Source organism: Chitinimonas sp. BJB300 (genome assembly GCF_002735695.1).
GTDB lineage: Bacteria > Pseudomonadota > Gammaproteobacteria > Burkholderiales > Chitinimonadaceae > Chitinimonas.
The window spans coordinates 71,883-92,180 of record NZ_PDZH01000001.1 but is presented as its reverse complement, the minus strand read 5'-3'; the positions used below and the strand labels follow the sequence as shown (position 1 = coordinate 92,180).

General features: G+C 52.6%; 12 protein-coding genes. 3 read left to right on the top strand and 9 right to left on the bottom strand.

Features of this window, described 5'->3' with window-relative positions; all coding sequences use genetic code 11:
* The 7 genes from CSQ89_RS00390 to CSQ89_RS00360 form a co-directional block, all read right to left on the bottom strand.
* A complete protein-coding gene (locus CSQ89_RS00390) occupies nt 1-789 on the bottom strand; it encodes a hypothetical protein (protein ID WP_099404217.1) in 789 nt (262 codons plus the stop codon).
* Nucleotides 770-2,461 carry a GspE/PulE family protein gene (locus CSQ89_RS00385; protein WP_099404216.1) on the bottom strand — a complete coding sequence of 564 codons (1,692 nt, stop codon included), beginning with the start codon at nt 2,459-2,461 and terminating at the stop codon, nt 770-772. The genes CSQ89_RS00390 and CSQ89_RS00385 overlap by 20 nt, the downstream gene beginning before the upstream one ends.
* The gene (locus CSQ89_RS00380) at nt 2,458-3,648 is read right to left on the bottom strand and encodes a type II secretion system F family protein (protein WP_099404215.1); all 1,191 of its coding nucleotides are present in this window, start codon (nt 3,646-3,648) and stop codon (nt 2,458-2,460) included. The genes CSQ89_RS00385 and CSQ89_RS00380 overlap by 4 nt, the downstream gene beginning before the upstream one ends.
* A gap of 6 nt (nt 3,649-3,654) precedes the next feature.
* Nucleotides 3,655-4,074, bottom strand: coding sequence for a type II secretion system major pseudopilin GspG (gspG, locus tag CSQ89_RS00375; protein WP_099404214.1), 420 nt, complete (start codon nt 4,072-4,074; stop codon nt 3,655-3,657).
* Nucleotides 4,075-4,186: 112 nt separating this feature from the next.
* Complete coding sequence (locus CSQ89_RS00370; RefSeq protein ID WP_139022779.1) at nt 4,187-4,768, bottom strand: hypothetical protein; 582 nt, start codon at nt 4,766-4,768, stop codon at nt 4,187-4,189.
* A gap of 87 nt (nt 4,769-4,855) precedes the next feature.
* Entirely contained in the window at nt 4,856-6,904 is a 2,049-nt protein-coding gene (locus tag CSQ89_RS00365) for a M12 family metallopeptidase (RefSeq protein WP_099404212.1), read from the bottom strand.
* Nucleotides 6,905-6,934: 30 nt separating this feature from the next.
* Complete coding sequence (locus CSQ89_RS00360) at nt 6,935-8,857, bottom strand: M4 family metallopeptidase (RefSeq protein ID WP_099404211.1); 1,923 nt, start codon at nt 8,855-8,857, stop codon at nt 6,935-6,937.
* Nucleotides 8,858-9,280: 423 nt separating this feature from the next.
* On the opposite strand from CSQ89_RS00360, the gene CSQ89_RS00355 reads away from it, so the two are divergent.
* The 3 genes from CSQ89_RS00355 to CSQ89_RS00340 all read left to right on the top strand — a co-directional run bounded on the left by CSQ89_RS00355 (nt 9,281) and on the right by CSQ89_RS00340 (nt 18,514).
* The gene (locus CSQ89_RS00355) at nt 9,281-11,842 is read left to right on the top strand and encodes a M9 family metallopeptidase (protein WP_099404210.1); all 2,562 of its coding nucleotides are present in this window, start codon (nt 9,281-9,283) and stop codon (nt 11,840-11,842) included.
* A gap of 307 nt (nt 11,843-12,149) precedes the next feature.
* Nucleotides 12,150-17,762 (top strand): DUF4011 domain-containing anti-phage protein Hhe, encoded by a 5,613-nt coding sequence (gene hhe, locus CSQ89_RS00345; RefSeq protein WP_099404208.1) that lies wholly within the window; start codon nt 12,150-12,152, stop codon nt 17,760-17,762.
* Between the two features lie 251 nt (nt 17,763-18,013).
* Entirely contained in the window at nt 18,014-18,514 is a 501-nt protein-coding gene (locus CSQ89_RS00340) for a NirD/YgiW/YdeI family stress tolerance protein (RefSeq protein ID WP_158228840.1), read from the top strand.
* Nucleotides 18,515-18,978: 464 nt separating this feature from the next.
* Here CSQ89_RS00340 and CSQ89_RS00335 read toward each other — a convergent pair whose 3' ends face one another.
* Together CSQ89_RS00335 and CSQ89_RS00330 are read right to left on the bottom strand one after the other, a co-directional pair.
* Nucleotides 18,979-19,647 carry a hypothetical protein gene (locus CSQ89_RS00335; protein ID WP_099404206.1) on the bottom strand — a complete coding sequence of 223 codons (669 nt, stop codon included), beginning with the start codon at nt 19,645-19,647 and terminating at the stop codon, nt 18,979-18,981.
* A gap of 26 nt (nt 19,648-19,673) precedes the next feature.
* Nucleotides 19,674-20,279, bottom strand: a complete 606-nt coding sequence (locus tag CSQ89_RS00330) for a lytic transglycosylase domain-containing protein (RefSeq protein WP_099404205.1) — start codon at nt 20,277-20,279, stop codon at nt 19,674-19,676.
* Between the last annotated feature and the right edge of the window lie 19 nt (nt 20,280-20,298).

The window sequence follows — 20,298 nt, the reverse complement described above, 5'->3', positions numbered from 1 at the left end:
TCAGCACCCGAGGCAGAATGCCCACTCTTTATCGTCGCGTGGATGGAAGCCGGCTCGTGCAGGTAGTCGTAGCCAAGTCGCGGATAGACGGCCCAGGTCTGGGCGTTCGCGGCTTGGGGCGACAATGAATACGGGGGTGTCGAGCGCATTAAGGCTGGCGCTGGCCTGGGCTACAAGGCCGGGCAACCGGCGCTCCCAGGGTTCGCTCAGCATGCGGTTATAAAGATTTATCCAATCCCCCCCACCTACTTGCAGCAGACAAAGTCGTTGTGGTTCCACTACCGCAAGCAATGCCTCATTGGGTAGCTTGCTCTCTAGTTGGTTATATACGCTTGCCAGCAGAGGCCGCACGCTGCTGAGCTTCAAGCGATGTGCACTGGCCAGTTCTGTCAAGGCTGCAAGCAAGCGCGCATCGATAGCGCTGACTATTCGGTTTCGGTTTGGTATGAGTGGTGAGATGGTTAATGACCAGCCGTTTGATGCTTCGCCGTATTGTTCGGTCATCAGGGTACGTGCGTAGTCCTGGCATAAAGTGTCATCTGCCAAGCTGGCCTGCCAGTGCAGTACTGCGTAGCGCACCCAGGTGTTGGAGATGACGACCTCTAGCTTACGCGCACCTGCACCATCCACTTGAAGCCAGCTACCAACTTCTTCGAGTTGCAATGCACCTTCGCTCAAACGAATGTTGAGCCGACGACTGGCCAATACACTATGGCCGGACAACCTTACTAATTGCAAACTATCGGCCATGATGGCCAGCACGACTCGTTCAGCGGACAAAGGAAACACGGTTGATTTCCTGTAGAGTGGTTTCACCCCGCGCAACAGCAGCCAAGGCTACTTCGCGTAATGGGCGGGTGCCATATTGACGTGCTGCTTGCTTGAGTTCGCTCATCGGTGCACGCCGTAAAATCAGTTCACGTAGTTGGTCGTTCAACCGTAGCACTTCTGCAATGGCAATGCGCCCCAGATAGCCACTATTGCGACAACGCGCACAGCCGGTGCCTGCTTGGAAGTTAAAGTGTTTCAGCATGTCTGGCCGGATATGGGACGCTGCCAATAGTTCGGCACTGGGTTGGCTGGGTGCTGTGCAATGCGGGCAATTACGCCGAACCAGTCGCTGCCCTAGCACGCCATTTAAGGCGGATACGAGACTGTAAGGGTCAACTTCCATGTGCAAGAAGCGGCTGATGACATCGAATACCGAGTTGGCATGGACGGTGGATAACACCAAGTGGCCCGTCAGAGCAGCCTGTACGGCAATCTGAGCCGTATCGGGGTCACGGATTTCGCCCACCATGATCTTGTCCGGGTCGTGGCGTAGTACCGAACGTAAACCACGCGAGAAAGTCAGCCCTTTTTTCTCGTTGACCGGTATCTGCAGAATACCCTGCAACTGGTATTCGACCGGGTCTTCAATCGTTATGATTTTGTCGGTGCCATCATTGATTTCGCTGAGGGCGGCGTAAAGCGTCGTGGTCTTGCCCGAGCCAGTCGGCCCTGTTACCAGCAACATGCCATAGGGTTCTGCTGCCAACTCTCTGACTATCGCCCGGGTTGCCGGGTCCAGCCCCAAACTTTCCAGGCTCAGGCCCGCCATTTGGCTGGTGATGGCTTGCTTGTCTAACACCCGTAAGACAGCATCTTCACCATGTATGCTGGGCATGATAGAGACGCGGAAGTCGACTTCCCGATCCAATATCAGTGCTTTGAAGCGACCATCTTGTGGTACCCGTCGTTCGGCGATATCGAGTTCACTCATCACCTTGAGGCGGGAAATCGTCTGTTCGGCCAGCTCTACACCGTTTACCCGGTTACCAGGGCCGAGAATACCGTCGATACGGTATTTGATAACAAGGCCTTCGTTGTCGCTTTCGATATGGATATCACTGGCGCCACTCTTCAGTGCGTCATATAACGTGGAGTTGACCAGTTTGACAGCCTGGCTGTTCTCCTCGGCAATTTTAGCCAGTGTGATGATTTCTACAGGTTCACCACGCCGACTGCCTTGCGCCTGAGGCACCAACCCATCTATGGCGCGGCGGCCCTCCTCAAGCTCACTGAACCGGGCTGTCAGCTCACGGTCGTCACAGAGTGCGAGTTGATAAGCGCCATCCAACTTATGTTCAAGCCAATGCAGCAGACCAGGTTGCAGTGGATCAGCCACGATAGCAACCATGCGATCCTTATGTTTGATGGGCAAGCATAACCGGGCTTGGCATTCTGCAAACGGTATACGGCTGAAGTCTGCATTCAGGTCCGCTAGCTTGGCAGAGGGGACCAAAGGTATCCGTAGTGTTGAAGACAGGGCGGACAGCATCGCTTCGCGAGTAGTCCTTGACTCAGTCGCCAATGCTTCAAGCAAGGGAATGCCATCGGTTTCGGAAGTTTCGCGCGCCCGGGCAAGCGTGGTTTGGCTTAGCCGGGGGTGCGACTCCGATGAATGGACGCGTGCGTTCATTTCAGGCCTCCCGCTAGGTCAAAGATGGGCAGATACATCAATACTACGATCAGGCCGATAAAACCACCCATCAATAGCATCAACAGTGGTTCGATTAGTTTGGTGGCGGCATCAACAAATCGGCTCAGTTCATCATCATGGAAGCTGGCGATTCTCTCCATCATCTCCCCGAGTTTCCCGCTCTTTTCTCCAACGCGCAGCAGGCGCAACGCAACGGGGGTTGTCAGCCCGGCCCGGTGCATTGTTTCGGCTAATGGTTGCCCTTGCCGCAAAGCACCAACTACCTGTAAGAGCGGGCCTCGCAGCACAGGGTGCAAAAGCCCTGCGACACGTTCATAAGCCGTCACCACCGGGATGCCACTACATTGCAACATGCCGGCAGCCCGATAAAAGCGGGCAAGTTGAAACAAGCGTAAGCGCTCACCCAACCACGGGCTACGCCAGGCACGCGCCATCATGGCGGCACGCACGGCAGGCATGGAACTGAGCCACCCTATAGCGACCAGACTGACCAGTAGTAACAATATGGCTGCCAGTCGATGTTGTTCAATCGCGCCGCCAAAAGCCAGCAGCAGGCGTGACATCAACGGCAGCTCGGTGTGCATACCTTCATAGATACGGCTGAACTTGGGTACCAGATAGCCTAATAGAAACAGACACACGCCCCCCCCAACCATCAGCAACATGGCGGGATAAATTGCCGCACCAATCAAACGCTTCTTTAGTGCGTCGATTTGTTGCTGGTAGGCGATAAAACGACCCAAGGCACGATCCATATCACCTGTGGTTTCACTGGCGCGAACATTGGCAACCAGTAGTTCTGGAAAGATGGCCGGCCTCGCTGTCATCGCTTCTGATAACGGCTTGCCCTGGCGCAGCGCCAACATCAACTCGTCAAGCACTATTCTGATTCCTGGGCGTAACTCCTTCTCTGCCAGCGTTTCAATGCATTCTGTTAGTGACAGCCCCGCTTCGAGTAACGCCACCAACTCCTGTGTAAACAAGAGCAGGTCGAATTTCGGTTTACGCTGCATGGACATGCTTGCGCCAACAGCAGTCACGCCGACGACTTTCAATCCTCGGGCCTGCACCTGGGCACGGGCTTGCTCCGGAGACTCAGCACTGATACTCAGGCTGACTAGTCGGCGCTCAGGGTCAATAGCGTTAACGCGAAACGATTGGGACATATTGGCTTAGTTGGTAATAGCTGCGTTTTCACCGCTACCGCCAGGTTTACCAGTGGGACCATTGGACGATAAGTCGAAATCACGACCACCACTGCCTGGGCTACGGTACAGATAAGGTTGTCCCCAAGGATCGGGTGGGACTGCTTTTTTCAGATAGGGTCCACGCCAACGTGGCTCGTCAGCGGGTTGCTGTGCTAGTGCGACCAAGCCTTGTTCCGTACGAGGGAAATGCCCTGTATCAAGCCTGTATTGCTCAAGCGCCTTCGACAAGGCGTCGATTTGTTGTTGCGCTGTCGTTATCTCGGACTTACCAAGATTTTTGAATAGATTAGGGCCGACTACCCCTACTAACAGGCCAATGATGACCAGTGCAATCAGCAGTTCCAATAAGGTAAAACCGGTTTGGCGTAAGCGCAAAGAGGACATGATAGGCTCGTTGATAGCAAGGGGGGCGGGAGTATGCCATCCGTATAATACCTCAGCATAGCTTGATGTAATTTATAGGCCGTAAATCAGCAGCTTAGAAATAATTACGTCTCTATTGAACGGGCCAAGCCAAGTTCAGGTCTAGCGTTAGCGGTGTATTGATCGTGGTTTCGCGTCGGCAGACGCCCTGCATATCGTCGGTACGGCAGGTTGCATCGTTCGAATTGCCGTCGGACTGTAAACGGTGCCGCTTTACCAGCAGTTGAGCGTGTAGTCGGCCGGCAGGTGAAGGTAGGAAATGTAGCTGGGCTTCGGCTTTGGCATCAGGAGCAGCATGAATCGCCAATACCCGGCCATCAGACTGGGGCATGTAGATATCTGCATATTTGAAGTGTTGATTGAGCTTGGCTGGTTCGCGATCGTTTGCTGATAAGTTACCGGAAAACGAGAGAAAGACTTCTGCACCGCCCGACTGCCATATCAAAGCGCGGTAGTCTGGGTTGTTATCGCAGGCTTGCCCTGCGGGACAACGAACTTGGGGTGTCGCCTCCAGTGTGAGCTGAGCCGAAGCTGGCATGGCTGTTGGTGAGGAGGAATTAGATTGCGAAGGCGCTTGTATTGGACTCTGTGCCATTCCCTGGCAACCAAGCAAGAGGCTGGACAAAGACAGCGGCAACAGGCGGTAATAGATCATGGCGGGCTCGCTATGTGAAACCCCGACCCGCAAAGTCATTTCCTGACGAGCGGGTCGGTAGTTGCGCCTAAACGCGGCTATTGGAGTTTAGTTTGGCAATTTCTTTTGAGGCGCCTGATTAGGATCCGCTGCTGGTGCTTGTTTGATTACCCAAACTTCAGCTTGTTGCAACGTTTCTTGTATGACCGCGCTGCCATCAATGTTGCCAGTTGTATTGGTACCAATGCCCAGGCCACTATGCCGAGCAGCTATTTGGTGGCCTCCATAAGCCGGTTGTGGGCACCACTGCTGGTTTTCACCGCCGGTGGCTTGCCACATGATGGTTTCACCGCCGACAGTTTTGACCGAGTTTGCTAGATCGAGGACCAAACCGGTTTGCTTGCTGGCAATTTGATAATAGCCATCGGCATTGCGTTGCAGGCGCCAACGGGTGGCACCTCCGTCTTGCCACAGTATCACCGGTGAGGCCACGGCGTCGCCTGCAGGGGTCAAAGACTTATTGCTACCCGCCTGTATTATCTGATAGTCGCGGGTAACATCAAGCACCGTGGCGCACTTCTGGCCTGTTGTAGGCGGAACTGGTGGCACCGGTTTGCTGCCACTATCTGCTGCCCAGTAAGTGTGTAGCCAGCCACCGTAGGTAAAGGGCTTATCCTTAACGCAGCTGGTTGGATCACAGTACGCGCCCCATATCCAGTAGGTACCGCCTGGTTGGTTGTTCACCAACAGTGTCAGTGTATAGCGTATGCCATTTACTTCGACAACGTCGCCATGCTTGTATTTGCCACTGCGGTCATACTTGGTTGCAGTGCCAGTGCCAGTGCCAGTGCCAGTGCCAGTGCCAGTGCCAGTGCCAGTGCCAGTGCCAGTGCCAGTGCCAGTGCCAGTGCCAGTGCCAGTGCCAGTGCCAGTGCCAGTGCCAGTGCCGCCACCGTTTTTAACTTCCAATACCGTCAGCTTGAAGGAGGCTGTTGCTTCTTTGCCGTTGGTAGCAATCACGCGTAGTGAAACATTCGCCGTACCATAGGCATCTTTGACCGGTTTGATTTGAACTGCACGTTGATTAGTGCCTTGACCAGCTTGGACGCTAACGCCAGTGGAGGCGATGACGCGTTCGTTATCTGAGCGAGCCTCAAAACGCAGGCCATTTAGGTCGGAGCCAGCTAAATCTAAGACCAGGCGACCGTTACCATTTTCATCGATCGTCAACTGTTGGGCGTTCAACGTGGCTTTCAATGCCACTTGACCTGTATCGCCTGGGTAGAATTTTTTCACTGAAGCCACATCGCCAGGGCTTAGATCAACTCGTTGCCCCATCCGCTTTGGATCAATGTTTTTTTCTCTCTTAGGGACGATCGTATCCTGGCCATTCTTGGTGAAGGCTCTACTTGGGTAGTGCATGATTGAATCGAAATCATAGTCCCCGACGGGGTCAGCCGCACTGGGGCGCAGCTTTGTGAAGTTCCCCAAGGCCCATTCTTGGACATTTTCATCATGGACATCAACATACGAATCACGATCCGGTCGCATCTGCTCGTGCATCCAACCCAGAGCATGCAGCATTTCATGTGCAGCGATACCTGGATACTCACAGCCTGAACCAATCGAAATGTCCTGGCCATTCGGCTTCATGCCTACATCTGAGAAACAACCGTCATCAGCGTAGAAACGCACAAAATTAGTTTGGTTAGTCCGCGGCACAAAGCGTATGGCTGTCTTGTCCGAAATCAGCTTCATACCAGCTTGAATAGCATTGCGCGCAACCTGAGATAATTTGGCGTCGTAGGTGTAATAAACCGTGTTATTGGGCCAACGGCTTGCGCTGGCGTAGTGGTTGTCAGCCGCAATCTGACTGGATTGAATGAGGCTTGGCTTGCTCCACTCATCAACTTCGCCAAGTGGTTTGCAGCCATTACGCTGAATGTCCTTATGAAGTCCCAGGACCATATCGGCAACAATAGCTTTCCCATTCACGACGGTGTAGGTAATTGTCTCATCAGTACCTTGGACCTTGCATGTGGCCACTTGAGGCTTACGGGAGATATTCAGTTCCGGATTGCCCACTGTATTGGTTTCGGCCATAGCGCTTAAGGCAGTTACCACCAACAGTGTGAGAGCAGAAAATTTAAGTTTCATGATGTGTTCTCAATATTTAACGATAAGTGATCAGCGCGTAACCGCGAGCAGTGACAAGCCCTGGACTGCCGTATAGGCATGTACCAGTACGTAGTAACGGCCTGCTTGGGGTTGTTTGATCAGTACGACTTCACTGTTGGCTTCTTTGCCCGAATAGACCGTGCCAGCATCAGAGGTGGTGGGTTGTGGGGCGTTACCATATTTCACATATAGATCGGCATCTCCACTGCCACCGCCAGTACGAACGCTTAGGAACTGGGCGCCGGCAGGTACATCGATGGTGTAACGCAACATGCCATTGGTTTGACCGGTCAGGTTCAGTTTCGCAACACCATTTGGCAAGGCGCTGTCGGTATTACCGCCACCGGTACCGCCGCCGCCAGTACCACCACCACCTGGTGCAGGCGGTACATTGGCGCAACGTACGCCAACTTGGTTGAATACATCGATCACATCTGCGCGTGGCATGCTGCGGTCATCTGCTGCACGTATCACACCACAGGCACCTTCATTGAAGTCTGATTGCGGTTTCCAATACAACATATTGGCTGTTGCAAAGGTGGTGAACGCCTTCCTCACATCCCAGCCCGGCTTGTTGGCAAGCAAAGCAAAAGCCTTGTTATAAACACCGCTGGAGAGGTGGACATCCATGCCGCTTCGATATTTGCTGGCATGGCCGATTGACATGCCATCGCGTTCAGGATCAAGCATGTAGCGCATCGCTGTATTGCTATCCCCACGTGTGATGTCATCGCCGATCATGAAGTTGGTCTTACCGCGTGCATATACTTCAGCAGCGGCAGAGGCCATGTCAGAGAAGGCTTCGTTCATACCACCCGATTGGCCTTCGTAAACCAAACCAGCATTTTGTTGGGTAAAGCCATGGCTGACTTCATGGGCAATCACACCTAGCGAAACCAAGGGGAACAGGCGTCGGTCACCATCACCGAAGTTCATTGCACGACCATCCCAGGTAGCGTTGTTCCAGTTCTGACCGGTATGAACGCGCAGTGTCAGTTTTTGTTGGATAGGCCGTTTACTCAGCCAATCGTTGTACATCTTGAATACGGTGTTACCGAAAGCTTGTGCATCATTCAGCGGTGAAAAAGCGCCGTTGACTGCGCGACTGGAATTGCGTGCGCTGCCGCTGCTTGAGCAGCCGGGCATGGTATAGGCTACATCGCTACCATTCCATTGATTGCGCATATCAACAGTGAGGACATTGGCGCTGTCAAAACGGCAATCTTGGCTTACCTCGAAAGCGGGATAATTACGGCCGTATTCGTACTGACCAATCTTTTCATTACCACCAGGGCCTGTCATATCGCGATGAGTAAGACCCTCCCACTGCTTGATAATGCGGCCGCTTTGCGCGTCAATAATGAAGTGTGGCCGGGTGGCATTCGGACCAGGTTTGTAAAAAGAAGTCAGATAGACCAATTGAGCAATATTCTGTTCGGTCATACGAATTACTAGTTCGACTTCTTGATTTTGTAGCTTGTCAGCCCCTGCGTCTTGGCTTTGCAGAGAGGTACTGTCTTGGCTTTGGCCGCCTAATTTAGCTACCCGCTTGGCGATGTTGAGCGCATCGGTTTCGCTTAGGCGAGGTTTGATATTGGGGAGGTCAGCACTAATACCACTTACTAAGGTACCGCTTGAAAAGCTGGGTGCATCCGAAAGCATGCCCGCGGCGTCGCGCGAGCGACCGGCAACCGGTGCAGCTTCACCCCAAACACGAATACCTTGATGGTATTGGTTGTATTTGGTTTTTTCGCTGCCGTCGGCGGTGGTTACCTTCGTGCTGGGACGTAGGTCAACGCCCTGGCCGACTGCATCTGAGGCCAGCATGCTTTGGCCCAGATCAATACGTCCGGCTGCAAATGCGGATGTAGCGCTGGCAATTGCAACTGTCAGTAGGGTCATCCGCCAAATTGAAACTTGTTTAGTCCTCATGATCGTCCTCAGGTAATGATTCGTATGACAGCTGCGAATTAGACGGTAGAATTGGGCTATTGTAAATATGCATAAATCATATTTATCTATCCCCACTCTTTTGGGGCAGCGGCGAATGTCTCGCAAAGCTCATGTAAGTACTACATAAGTAATATGCGTATGGAATATTTCCCATGTGGCCAGCCTAGTTATTAATTGGGTTTGCCGGGGTGGAATTGTGGGGTTTTTGGTCTTTTTTGGTGCAATACAACGTCATTTCTTCCTAAATTGGGGATGTGGCGATTTACCTGAAAATTAATACGTCAGGTGGCCAAAAAATTGCCTAGATTGTGTTGTGGTAATCATACGGTTTAGCTTCTTTGTCAGTAGCTTGCCAGCATTGCCACTCGTCTACCCACAGTATTCACTATGGAAAAATAAAGAATGGACTATCGCCTCAATGCCCGTAGTTTGCTGGTTACAGCGCTTGCGCTGGCTTTTGGGGGCGCGCAGGCCGCCCTTCCGCCCAGCGCATCAGTATTAGATCAGGTCTACCCAGAAAAACGTCATTCAGTAGTAGGGACGGTAACGAAGCCACTCCCATCCCCTATCTCGGCCGAAGTGGCAAACCCTGAAATGGCGCGGAAGCGCGTGATACATCAAGCAATAGACGAGACCTGCCGCATAGAGGACTTCGCCGCTGCGCGAGGTGATGCGCTGGTCACATTGGTCAAATCAAAATCGGTAGCGTGTGTCAATCAACTGTATACGGCTACAGGCCGTACGGCGCATGATGCGTTGGCCGAGACTCAGATGGTGAATATTGCCGCGGAGCTTAAAAAGCAGGCACAGAGTTACGATGGCACCAATAGCAGTCAAATTCAGCAAATCGTTGCCTTCATGCGCGCGGGTTACTACGTCCAGTGGTACAACCGTGATGATGTGGGGGAATATGGTCCAGCATTGAAGGCTGCTACTCGCGCCGCGCTAGATACTTTGTTTGCTAACCCTGCAACGCGCCAGGTAACGGAAGAAAATGGGGGGTTGCTTAGCGAGGCGATTACGCTGATTGACAGTGCTGCTGAAAATGCCCGCTACCTGCCGATTGCGTTGGATTTACTCAAGCGGTCGGACGACAGTTATTACAAGCTATGGTCGATGCGCAATGCAGTAAATAATGTGTTTACTGTGCTTTTTCGCGGCCACCAGAACGATGATTTTGTCGAAGCGGTGCGAAACGACCCGACGATTATCGAAGCGCTGAGTAATTTTTACCGCCAACGTTTTTACCTGCGCGGTACAGATTCCCAATTCATGCTGGTCAATGCGGTCAATGAAGCTGGCCGCTTTATGAAGTACACCGAGCGTAAATCGCAAGCCCAGACTTTTTTACGGACGGTACTGTCGGAAAACGAGATGGTGGGCCTTGGCGCACCGATGTGGCTAGGCGCGGCGACAATGGTTGATGCCTATGACTCAGCAAACTGTAGCTATTATGGCACTTGTAACTTCAGGGAAACGTTGAAGACGAAAGTGTTATCAAACCGTTATGAGTGCAGTCCATCGTTGAAAATTTTGGCGCAAGACATGACGGTTGATCAATTCAAGCAGTCATGCGCGTTGATTGGTGCTGAAGAAAAGCTGTTCCATTACGGCATGTTTGCGAGCGCCGACCCACAGAGCAGCAAGCCCGTACCAAACGATAAAAATACCGCGCTAGAAGTAGTGGTATTCGATGATTACAGCAACTATTCAAACTATGCCGGAGTATTGTTTGGTATTGCTACCAATAATGGCGGCATGTATTTAGAAGGTAATCCTGCCGATCCCAACAACCAGGCGCGCTTTATTGCCCATGAGGCTTCGTGGAATCGTCCAAAATTCCAAGTGTGGAATCTGGAGCATGAGTACATCCATTACCTGGATGGTCGTTACAATATGGAAGGTGATTTCACTAAGACCATTAGTGCCAATACTGTATGGTGGGTTGAAGGCGTTGGCGAGTACTACTCGCACCAGAACGAGTACCCGGAAGCCATCGTAGAGGCCCGTAAGAAAACCTATCTACTCAGCGTTATTCTCAGCAATGTCTACGGCATGGGCGATTACGCAAATCGGGCCTACCGCTGGGGCTACTTGGCAGTGCGCTTTATGTTTGAACGTCATCGTGATGATGTTGAAAAAGCGCTGGCTTTTACCCGTACCGGGGATTACGCCGGCTACACCAAGCTGATGAACGCCATAGGTACACGATATGATGCCGAGTTTACGCAATGGCTCGACATGGTAAATCCGGGTGGCGAATTCGCAGGTGGTAAGCCCAGCGGTGGCGGTGGCTCGGGAAATTGCCCAACACGGCTTGATGCCTTGGGCGATGGCTGTACACGTGTGGTGAATGGCCCTAACAATGCCTATTACTATGTCAATGTACCAGCCGGTACCAAGCAGTTAAACATCAATACACGTGGCGGCACAGGCAATGCTGACCTGTACGTACAGGATAGTAAGAAAGGCTGGCCCACCGAGAGCAGCTATCTTGCTAAATCCACTCAGGCGGGTAATGAAGAAAACGTGGTGATCAATGCCCCTGTCCCCGGTTACTACCATTTGTTGATCCGACCCAATTCAACCTACGCCGGCCTGAGCCTGACAGCCACCTTTAATAATAGCGATGATATTTACAGTGAAAGCAACTGCCCCGCCAATTCCCAGGCACTGGCTGACCGCTGCCTGCGCCCGAAGTTGTCTGGTAGTAACGCTTACTTCTGGGTATTTGCGCCCAAGGGTGCCAAGCGTATTACGCTACGTACTGAAGGAGGGATGGATAGCGATGTCGCCTTGTATGTAAAGACGTCCAGCTGGCCTACCCAAACTGACTACCAGTTCAAATCGCAAGCCGGTACTTTGGTGCTGGATAACATGCAAGGCGGGGACCGTTATTTCCATATTTTGCTGCAAGGTAAAGCCCCGTATAAGGACGTAAACCTCAAGGCCCGTGTGGAATAAAAGCAAGTGTAGGGCGAAAGAAAACCGGTGGTTAAAGGCCACCGGTTTTTATTTTTGGCTGAGTGATGGATGCATGCATGTATAACCATGCTGGTAGCACCTGCAGAAAGTGGTTAAACAAATTGGTACCATTGTATTTGTTAAGTCAGTAGGGGGTGGAGCGGCTCCTACAAGCACGGCAAGGCCATATAAGTACCAAGATTTAGGCTATGCCTTGCTAGGCAAGCCTTTGCTGCAAGGCAATCTGGTAGTCACCATGGCTGAACGCCCTGATAATGCGGGCCTCCGCATTTAGGCTGGCCTGTACATGATTGACGATATCCATAAAACCCCTGGGCTGCCCGAGCAAGTTACCCGCGCGAGGGATGCGGCGCCAAGCAAAAATGATAAGAACGAGGTCTCGCCATTGGCGGGGGGATTTTCGTCATCAATTGCGGAATTTGCTAATGCAAATGAATTGGCGCAATGGGCAGAACCTTCACGCAGGCCCGTCAACATACCGCCGAATCTTGAGCGCCTTCGCAACCGGCTCTTGGACTTGAGTGCCCGTAATCGCTTGCTTAATTTCTCCTACTCGCGTGGCAAGCGCTTTGTACGGGTGGTGGATGAGTTACCCGACCAGCTGTTTGAAGTGTTGATCAGTGGCAAGCCTATGCGGTTTGAGCCGGTGCCTGAACCTACTGAACAGCAATTGCTCGATGCCGGTTATCTGGTGCATCAGTCGGCATCGGGTGTGGTTACCGAAGCCAAGCGCTTGCCGAATGCAGAAGAGTGGGCACGCACACTCGGCATCAAAACCGACTATGAACTACCTGCACCCGATGGTTTCACTGCTGGGCGACATGAGGATTTGTCGATTCAGGCGCTTTACTTTGCGCCAGAACTGGAATCACGTCTGCAAGTGCTCTACACCGAGTCGTGCAGCGCTATTGAAGAAACCGGCGCAAACGTGTTGTACCTAGCGCTGGGGTTTTTAGCGTGGGATGAATCGATCGCTGGTAAGAACAGTACGCGGCTGGCACCCTTAATGTTGGTGCCGGTGCGGCTGGAGCGTGGTGAACTCAATGCCAAGACGGCGACCTATGAATATAAGTTGGTATGTATTGATGACGAGATACTGACTAATTTGTCGCTGCAGGAAAAGCTCAAGTCCGATTTCTCGATTGCCCTGCCACCCATCCAGCCCGAGATGCTGCCGGAGGCTTATTTCAAGGCAGTGGCCGATAAGGTGTTGGCCATCAAGCCTGCTTGGCAGTTACATCGTTTTGCCTCGTTGGGCTTGTTTGAGTTTGGCAAGTTGATGATGTATCTCGACTTGGACCCGAATCGCTGGTCAGGTGAATCCATTGCCGATCACCCCCTGGTCAAGCAGCTGACAGGGGCGGTGGTAACGACGGCTGATGATGACGCAGCACGTGGTTTTACCTCGGAATACAAGATCGACGCTTTGCTGGAAGTAGAGAAACGCTATCCCTTGATTGATGATGCCGATAGCTCGCAGCACAGCGCCATCATCGATGTACTGAATGGGGACAATCTGGTCATCGAAGGACCACCCGGTACTGGCAAGTCCCAAACCATCACCAATGTGATCGCGGCTGCGATTGCGGCAGGTAAGAAAGTACTGTTCGTCGCCGAAAAAAGCGCGGCGTTGGAAGTAGTGAAGCGCCGATTGACACGGGCTGGGCTGGGTGATTTCTGCTTGGAAATGCATAGCCATAAGAGCCAGAAGCAAGCAGTGATTGAACGGATCGGCCAGCGCATTCGCCGACGCGGCACATTTAGCGCACCGGCGTTGCTGGATGGAAAAATTGCTCAGCTGTTGCAGCACAAAGCCAAGCTAAACCGGTATGTGGAACAGCTGCATGCGCCATACCAGGAAACTGGGCTGTCAGCGCATCAGGTACTAAACCGTGCACGCCGCTTTCGTGAAGCCTTGGCCATGCCGGCCGAGCCGTTTCATCCTCGTGGCGAGGTTTTGCTCAATGAGGCGAGAGTGCAGGACGAAGCCGAGTTTTACGCCAAGCTTTTTGCCAAGACGGCGGCGTTTAGTGGCGAAGGCAACAGTCTGGAGAGCCACCCTTGGTTTGGTTTACAGGGCGAACGCCTCGATAACGAAGCGCGTGTAGGCGTTCAGCAGCGGTTGGTGGTAGCGCAGTCGGCTATGTTTTCCTTGCAAACCACTGCTATGGCGTTGGCAGACCAAACTCAGTATATCGCTTTGGCGCAGGCTAGCTTGAGGCAGATCGGCACGCTGGCTGACAAGCTCATGGCTTTGCAGCGGGTAAAGGGCGATGAAGATTGGTCCTTGTTGGCCAAACTTGATGCGGAAGGCTGTGAGGTTTTGGTTGGCTGGTTGAACAGGATGGATGCCCTGAGGACCGAGCACGAGCAGCTAGGCCAGCATGTGCAACAAGGGGTACTCGAAAGCGCTGCGCTCCGGCAAGAAGTTGAGCAGGCAATTGGCGCTGTCCGCCGGCATTCCGATAACGAACACCTGTTGCTTGAAGACTTACAAAGTGCGCTGGAGAAGACCCAGACGTGCTTGGCCAATAGTGCGGCGATTCAACGCTTGTTCGACCCGATAAAAGCTAGCTTGCCGATCGAGCGTACAGGTTTATGGCTTGCAAATGCCGAAGGGTTGAGTCAGTTGGCCCTGTTGTTACAACTGGCCAATGGGTTGCCGCAGGAACATTACGCGCTACGGCATATGCGGTTCGATGATGCGTTACTGGACCCGCTGTTGGTTGAGCTAAACCAGAAAATCGAACGCTTGGCGAACGAACGTAGCCAGGTGGGCAGGCTACTGAGTGTCGACCGCCTGCCGAGTGCTGAGCAGCTGGAAGACATGGCGCGAGTTTTGGCCGATACCTCGTTTTTCTGCTGGTTTAAGGGGGCATGGCGTAAAGCGCGGAAAGATTTGCTGCAGCTTGCCCGCCCTGGTGTCGCGTTTCATGAGGCATTGGCTGCATTGACCGCAGCCGAACAATGGCAGCGTGATTACCAGGGTTTTTTAAGTAATGGTCGGTACCTGGCAGCGTTGGGAGACTTGTTTCAAGGTTTGGATACGCCGGTTGACCACTTCATGGCCGTGCGTGATTGGTATCGTACCTTGCGCGAGCAATGTGGCCGGGGTTTTGGTCCAGCCGTGTGGATTGCAGACTGGTTGTTGGGCGCCCCGGCTGAACGATTAAACGAGGTGCGCGAAGCTGCTACCACCATCGTGCCGCTCGTTCAGCATGTCGAATCAGTGCGGTTGCTGTTGGAACAACAGTTCCGCTTTGACCAGCATGAGTTACGCAGTGGTGATCTGCTGGCTCAGGACGGTATTTTTGCTCGTCTCCTGGCCGATTTAAAGCCAGCGTTAGCCGTGTTGTCACTACAGACGCGCTTTGTTAAGCCCACGGTTGGTGATTGCACCAAGATTTGCCGGGCGGTAGCGGGCTGGCAGGATAAACGCCGGCATCTGGAAGATGACGAGAAGCTACGCGCCAGCCTCGGTGGTGTCACCTTGCCGGCTATTTTTGCGTCCAGTGGCGAGTCGGTTTTGGCGTCATGGCGGCATACCGCCAGTTTGCTACAGCCTTTGCTGGCATTGCCGGATGCGCCGTTTTGGCTGGGACAATTGCTAATCGCGGGGCCGCGAGCCGCCGATTCAAGCATTGCCCGCTGGTTGGAATGTGGACAACGCTTGAGTGCGCAATTGGCACGATGGAGTGGAGCGTGGGCCAGCTTCGTCCAACAAGGCGGGATTGATGAAGCCGCCTGGGTGCGGGTATTGCCCGCTTCTCGTCCACAAGACTACTTGGTACGCCTGAAACATGCCGCCGACCGTGCTGACTTGCTGGAGCACTGGCTGGAGTATCGGCGTCTGCGGGGCCGCTTGGTAAGGCTGGGGTTTGCGGCGGTGGTCGATGCCATCGAACAAGGCAAGCTTGATTCCTCGCAATGCCGTACAGCCTGCATGGCAGGATTGCTGGATAGTTGGGCCAGGCAGTTGCTGGAACAGCAGCCTGAGCTCTCACAGTTTTCGGGTAAGGAACAAGATGCTGTCCGCAGCCGGTTCGCCGAGATCGACCATGAACTGAAGCGTCTGCAATGCGAACAAATCGCTTGGACGATAGACCAGCACAAGGTACCGGAAGGGGTGAACTCCGGCAGAGTAAAAGAGCGGACGGAACTCGCCCTGTTGGAGCATGAAATCACCAAGCAACGGCGGCATGAGCCTATCCGTGTTTTGATCAGCCGGGCGCAGGGTGCGCTACAAGCGTTGATGCCCTGCTTCATGATGAGCCCTATGGCGGTGGCGCAATATCTGCCGGCAGGCAAGGTGAAGTTCGACCTTGTCATCATGGATGAAGCATCGCAAGTGCGGGCCGAGGAAGCATTGGGCAGCTTTGCGCGTGGTAAGCAGGTTGTGGTGGTGGGCGACCCCAAGCAGTTGCCGCCCACCAACTTCTTTGCACGCCAAGGCAGTGACGAAATAGAGGAAGATCAAGATCTCTCAATGGCCCAGTCTGCCGAGAGCATTCTCGACGCCGCCATGCCGCTCTTCAAACTACGCCGTTTGCGTTGGCACTATCGGTCGCGCCATGAAAGCCTGATTGCCTTCTCAAACCATGCTTTCTATGACGACAACCTCGTGATCTATCCTTCGCCACATCAGGAGTCCGTCGAGTTTGGCGTTAAGTTTGTTCGCGTGCCTTCAGGCCGATTTATCGAGCAGCGCAATATCGAGGAAGCCCAGACGGTGGCGCGTGCCGTCGAGCATCACATCCTGCATTCGCCCAACGAGTCGCTGGGTGTGGTGACGATGAACATCAAGCAAAAAGAACAGATCGAGCGGATGCTGGAAGAGCGCTCAAAAGAGAACTTCACCCTGCGCGAAGCCCTGGAGCGAAACAGGGCCACGGGTGAGCCGCTGTTTATCAAGAACTTGGAAAATGTGCAGGGTGATGAGCGCGATGTTATTTATATCTCGTTCACCTATGGCCCGATGGAAGTCGGGGGGCGTGTGCCTCAGCGCTTCGGGCCTATCAATGGCGCTGATGGCTGGCGGCGCTTGAACGTGCTGTTTACCCGCGCCAAGAAACGCATGCATGCCTTTGCTTCGTTTGATGCTACCGATTTGTTGTTGACCGGTACTGCTACCAAGGGAGTGCGCGCCCTACGAGACTTCCTCGACTTTGCCGAAACCGGGCGTATGCCACGGCAAGCGGAGACAGCCCGCGCACCCGATAGCGACTTTGAAGTTGCCGTGATAGACATGTTGGCGTTGCATGGTTATGAGTGCGAGCCTCAGGTCGGTGTTGCAGGCTTCTTCATCGACTTGGCGGTCCGCGATCCACTCAAACCTGGACGTTATCTAATGGGTATTGAGTGCGATGGTGCCAGTTACCACTCCGCCAAATCCGCGCGAGACCGAGATAGATTGCGCCAGAGTATTCTGGAACAGTTGGGTTGGAAAATTCGCCGCATTTGGTCGGTAGACTGGTACCGCAATGCACGCTCGCAGATTGAACCGATACTGGCTGAGTTGAATCAACTGAAAAGCCAAGCCCCGAGCGAATTGAACGTACAAACCTTGATGGTTGATACGGTTGTAGCGGAGCAGACTGATTGTTCGGACCATCTTGTCGAATGTTCGCGGAACGTAGGGCAGGGGAGCTTGCGGGAACAGCTTGAAGTATTCAACCGAACGATTATTCATCCTCGCTATCCCACCACCAAAGTGGAGGCGTGTCTGCTTCGCCCGGCCATGCTTGAAGCGTTGGTTGAACTCAAGCCGGCCACCAAATGGGAATTCGTCGAACGTATCCCAGGTTATTTACGTGCAGGTACCGAATTGGCTGAAGAACAATTTCTGGATGAAGTACTGGCTTTGATTAGCCAGTCACAATGTCAGCTGGTCGAAGAATGATAAGGATATAGGGTGTATCTGCTATCCCCGATGTTTTAGGCTGTTTATTGTATAAACATCGGGGATATCGAGTACCTACTTATCGCAATACCACCTTAAGCCTAAACGTGTTATTTAGGTTAATGAACATGTGTTCATTAGACAATTCTAAATTGTTTACATATGTAAAATATTTCATTAAAGTTACCAACACGACCAGTTCGGTTTGTCTGGATATTAATTTGTCCGTTGTCTACCCATGTGAGGTACTTATGAAATTATCTTTTAAATATAGTGCCGTCCTTTTAATGGCGCTTTTCGGATCAAATTTGTATGCGATGGATGATCTTGATCTGGAGCCAAGTAATCTCACCGTTGGTAAAGTAAAAAGAAGCGCTTCTGACGACCAGATTGTAAGTGTTGTGGGTAAGTTTGTAAGACGTATCTATGGCGATCATTATAAGTTTACCGGCAATGACGGCGTGAGTATTTGTGTCGAGGTAGATAATGACGATGGTGGTGTGTTAATTAATAATCGCCATATGTACTTTGATTTGGGAAGGTATGCGAATCGCACCGTGAGAATTACTGGTCAAGTCGATAGAGAATATCTCACCCTCGAAAAAGGTTGTGAGAAGATCAAGATCGACGTTGAGCACATCGATTTTGCAGATAATCGCCCAGTCCAAGGGGGGCGTCCAACTCAAGGCCAACCCGACGCGGCAGCAAATAATGGTGGTAATGATTTAAATCAAGCGGATGCGGATTTTTAAGTAAAATACCCAGACGAGACTTCCGCTTGATTAACGGTATTGTTGTCCTTTATGGTCTGTATTTAATAAAGAATTCAAGGAGCACATATAATTACCTAGCTGCAAGTGCAGTGGGTATTTCTATGTAACTAAAGACAGAAGCTGTGATTTTATAAGATGCGGAAACGCATCTTTTTTTTACTATTTGAAATAGCAATCTATTCCAGTCTTTCTGGTCGGCATGAAGCGAGAGGCGTAATGCCCCCTCGCGATAGATCGTATACAGGTTCTAAGAACCTGTCTAAAGTCTGCTGTGCATCGGCAATATGGCGTTGAAAACAGCCGCGGAATGCTCATTTACCATTCGTAAACTCCGCTTCCTCGGCTGTTTTCGCCTTATCTTGCCCTAGCTCGCGAGACTTTAGACGGGTTCTAAGTGTTTAGTCCCAGCAATCAATATCTGCGGATTCGGCTTATTTAATCGCTCAACCTGTTGTGTTGTTGTCTGTTGAAGCCGTGACCGGCTTGTTCGGGTTATTGAGCCAGTCTAAGGTGGTCTGGGAGAATTGGTCGGCATTGGTAACAAAATTAGCAGGGCTACCGTTGCATGACATGCTGAAAGGTCCGTTACCTGAGGTGTCGCCAGTGCAGTCGCTGCGAACCGATTGAATGCCGATTGAGCCATCGCGCTGCAATTCAGTCAGCTTGGTTTTCATTTTTTCCTGATTATCCAGATCATCGAAATCCGTGGCGGCAGGCAGGGTGAATTCCACTACCTGGTTTTCTTTTACTTCCAGCCCAGGTTTCACCAGCATCACGCTCCAACCGTATGGGGTGTAGACGATTGCCACACTGCTGCCCGGTACATTAGGCAGATTGTTTTCCTTGATCAGCTCTGCCGCCTCGGGTTCACTAGCCGGTAATACGGTTAGCACGGTGCTGATTAAACGCGGTTTGACTTTGCCTTCTTCCTTGTCCTTGATCTTCTTGTACACCTCGGCCATCGACTTGGTATCAACAGTGTAAGGGCGCAATTCGGGTATCTGCGCCTGTAAATCCTCGAACTCTGACTTATCAGCAGTACTCATGCCTGGGCAGGCGGTGAGCAAGGGGAGGGTGAGCAGGGCTAAAAGCAACCGGACAACCACTTTCATAAGGCAACGCTTTCTATAGATGTTGACTACCCTGCACGTAGGGTGGTGGTGTTCTGTGTCATGCCAAAGCCCTCGATGGCGCTGTCGGCGGTATGGGGTTGGACGGATGGAGCACCCTTGGCAGGGTGGGGTGACGGCGTAGTCAGTAACCGCGCCAAATCCAGTGTGGGGGTAGAGCGGGCTGTGGATGCCTGCACGACTTTAGTGACGTAACCGTTACGAAAACCCCCTTGGAAATTACCGGTGTTGTAAGCGGAAATGGCTTGTAGCAGCGCCTTGGTGCCGGTGCCATGGGTTTGGGCGGCCCGGCCGTATTGCGCTGTCAGAATGGCGGCCCCGGCACGCAGGTTCTGGCAGGCATCGAATGCCCCAGCCGTTGTCAGCTTCAGCCGGGGCAGATTGCGGGAGTTGATTTGCATCAGCCCCATATCCACCGAATAGCCCTGCTTGATCAACCAACTGGCCCAGGCCGCTGCCTCTGATGCTGTTTTGGGTGCACGCTGTAGGCGAACATTGCCGTTCACGTGCAAAGCCAGTGGATTGAACCCACTTTCTGTACGGATAATGGCGTGCATCGTACTTGCCGCTACGTTAGGGGCGCATTGCTGCAAAAGGATAGGGAGGTCAATCATATAAAGCTTGTGCTGTGGC

Bases quoted from the DNA above. Each gene is read 5' to 3' on its own strand.
- CSQ89_RS00385 (WP_099404216.1), bottom strand. From the start codon at position 2,461: ATGAACGCACGCGTCCATTCATCGGAGTCGCACCCCCGGCTAAGCCAA.
- CSQ89_RS00380 (WP_099404215.1), bottom strand. From the start codon at position 3,648: ATGTCCCAATCGTTTCGCGTTAACGCTATTGACCCTGAGCGCCGACTA.
- gspG (WP_099404214.1), bottom strand. From the start codon at position 4,074: ATGTCCTCTTTGCGCTTACGCCAAACCGGTTTTACCTTATTGGAACTG.
- CSQ89_RS00370 (WP_139022779.1), bottom strand. From the start codon at position 4,768: ATGATCTATTACCGCCTGTTGCCGCTGTCTTTGTCCAGCCTCTTGCTT.
- CSQ89_RS00365 (WP_099404212.1), bottom strand. From the start codon at position 6,904: ATGAAACTTAAATTTTCTGCTCTCACACTGTTGGTGGTAACTGCCTTA.
- CSQ89_RS00360 (WP_099404211.1), bottom strand. From the start codon at position 8,857: ATGAGGACTAAACAAGTTTCAATTTGGCGGATGACCCTACTGACAGTT.
- CSQ89_RS00355 (WP_099404210.1), top strand. From the start codon at position 9,281: ATGGACTATCGCCTCAATGCCCGTAGTTTGCTGGTTACAGCGCTTGCG.
- hhe (WP_099404208.1), top strand. From the start codon at position 12,150: ATGATTGACGATATCCATAAAACCCCTGGGCTGCCCGAGCAAGTTACC.
- CSQ89_RS00340 (WP_158228840.1), top strand. From the start codon at position 18,014: ATGAAATTATCTTTTAAATATAGTGCCGTCCTTTTAATGGCGCTTTTC.
- CSQ89_RS00335 (WP_099404206.1), bottom strand. From the start codon at position 19,647: ATGAAAGTGGTTGTCCGGTTGCTTTTAGCCCTGCTCACCCTCCCCTTG.
- CSQ89_RS00330 (WP_099404205.1), bottom strand. From the start codon at position 20,279: ATGATTGACCTCCCTATCCTTTTGCAGCAATGCGCCCCTAACGTAGCG.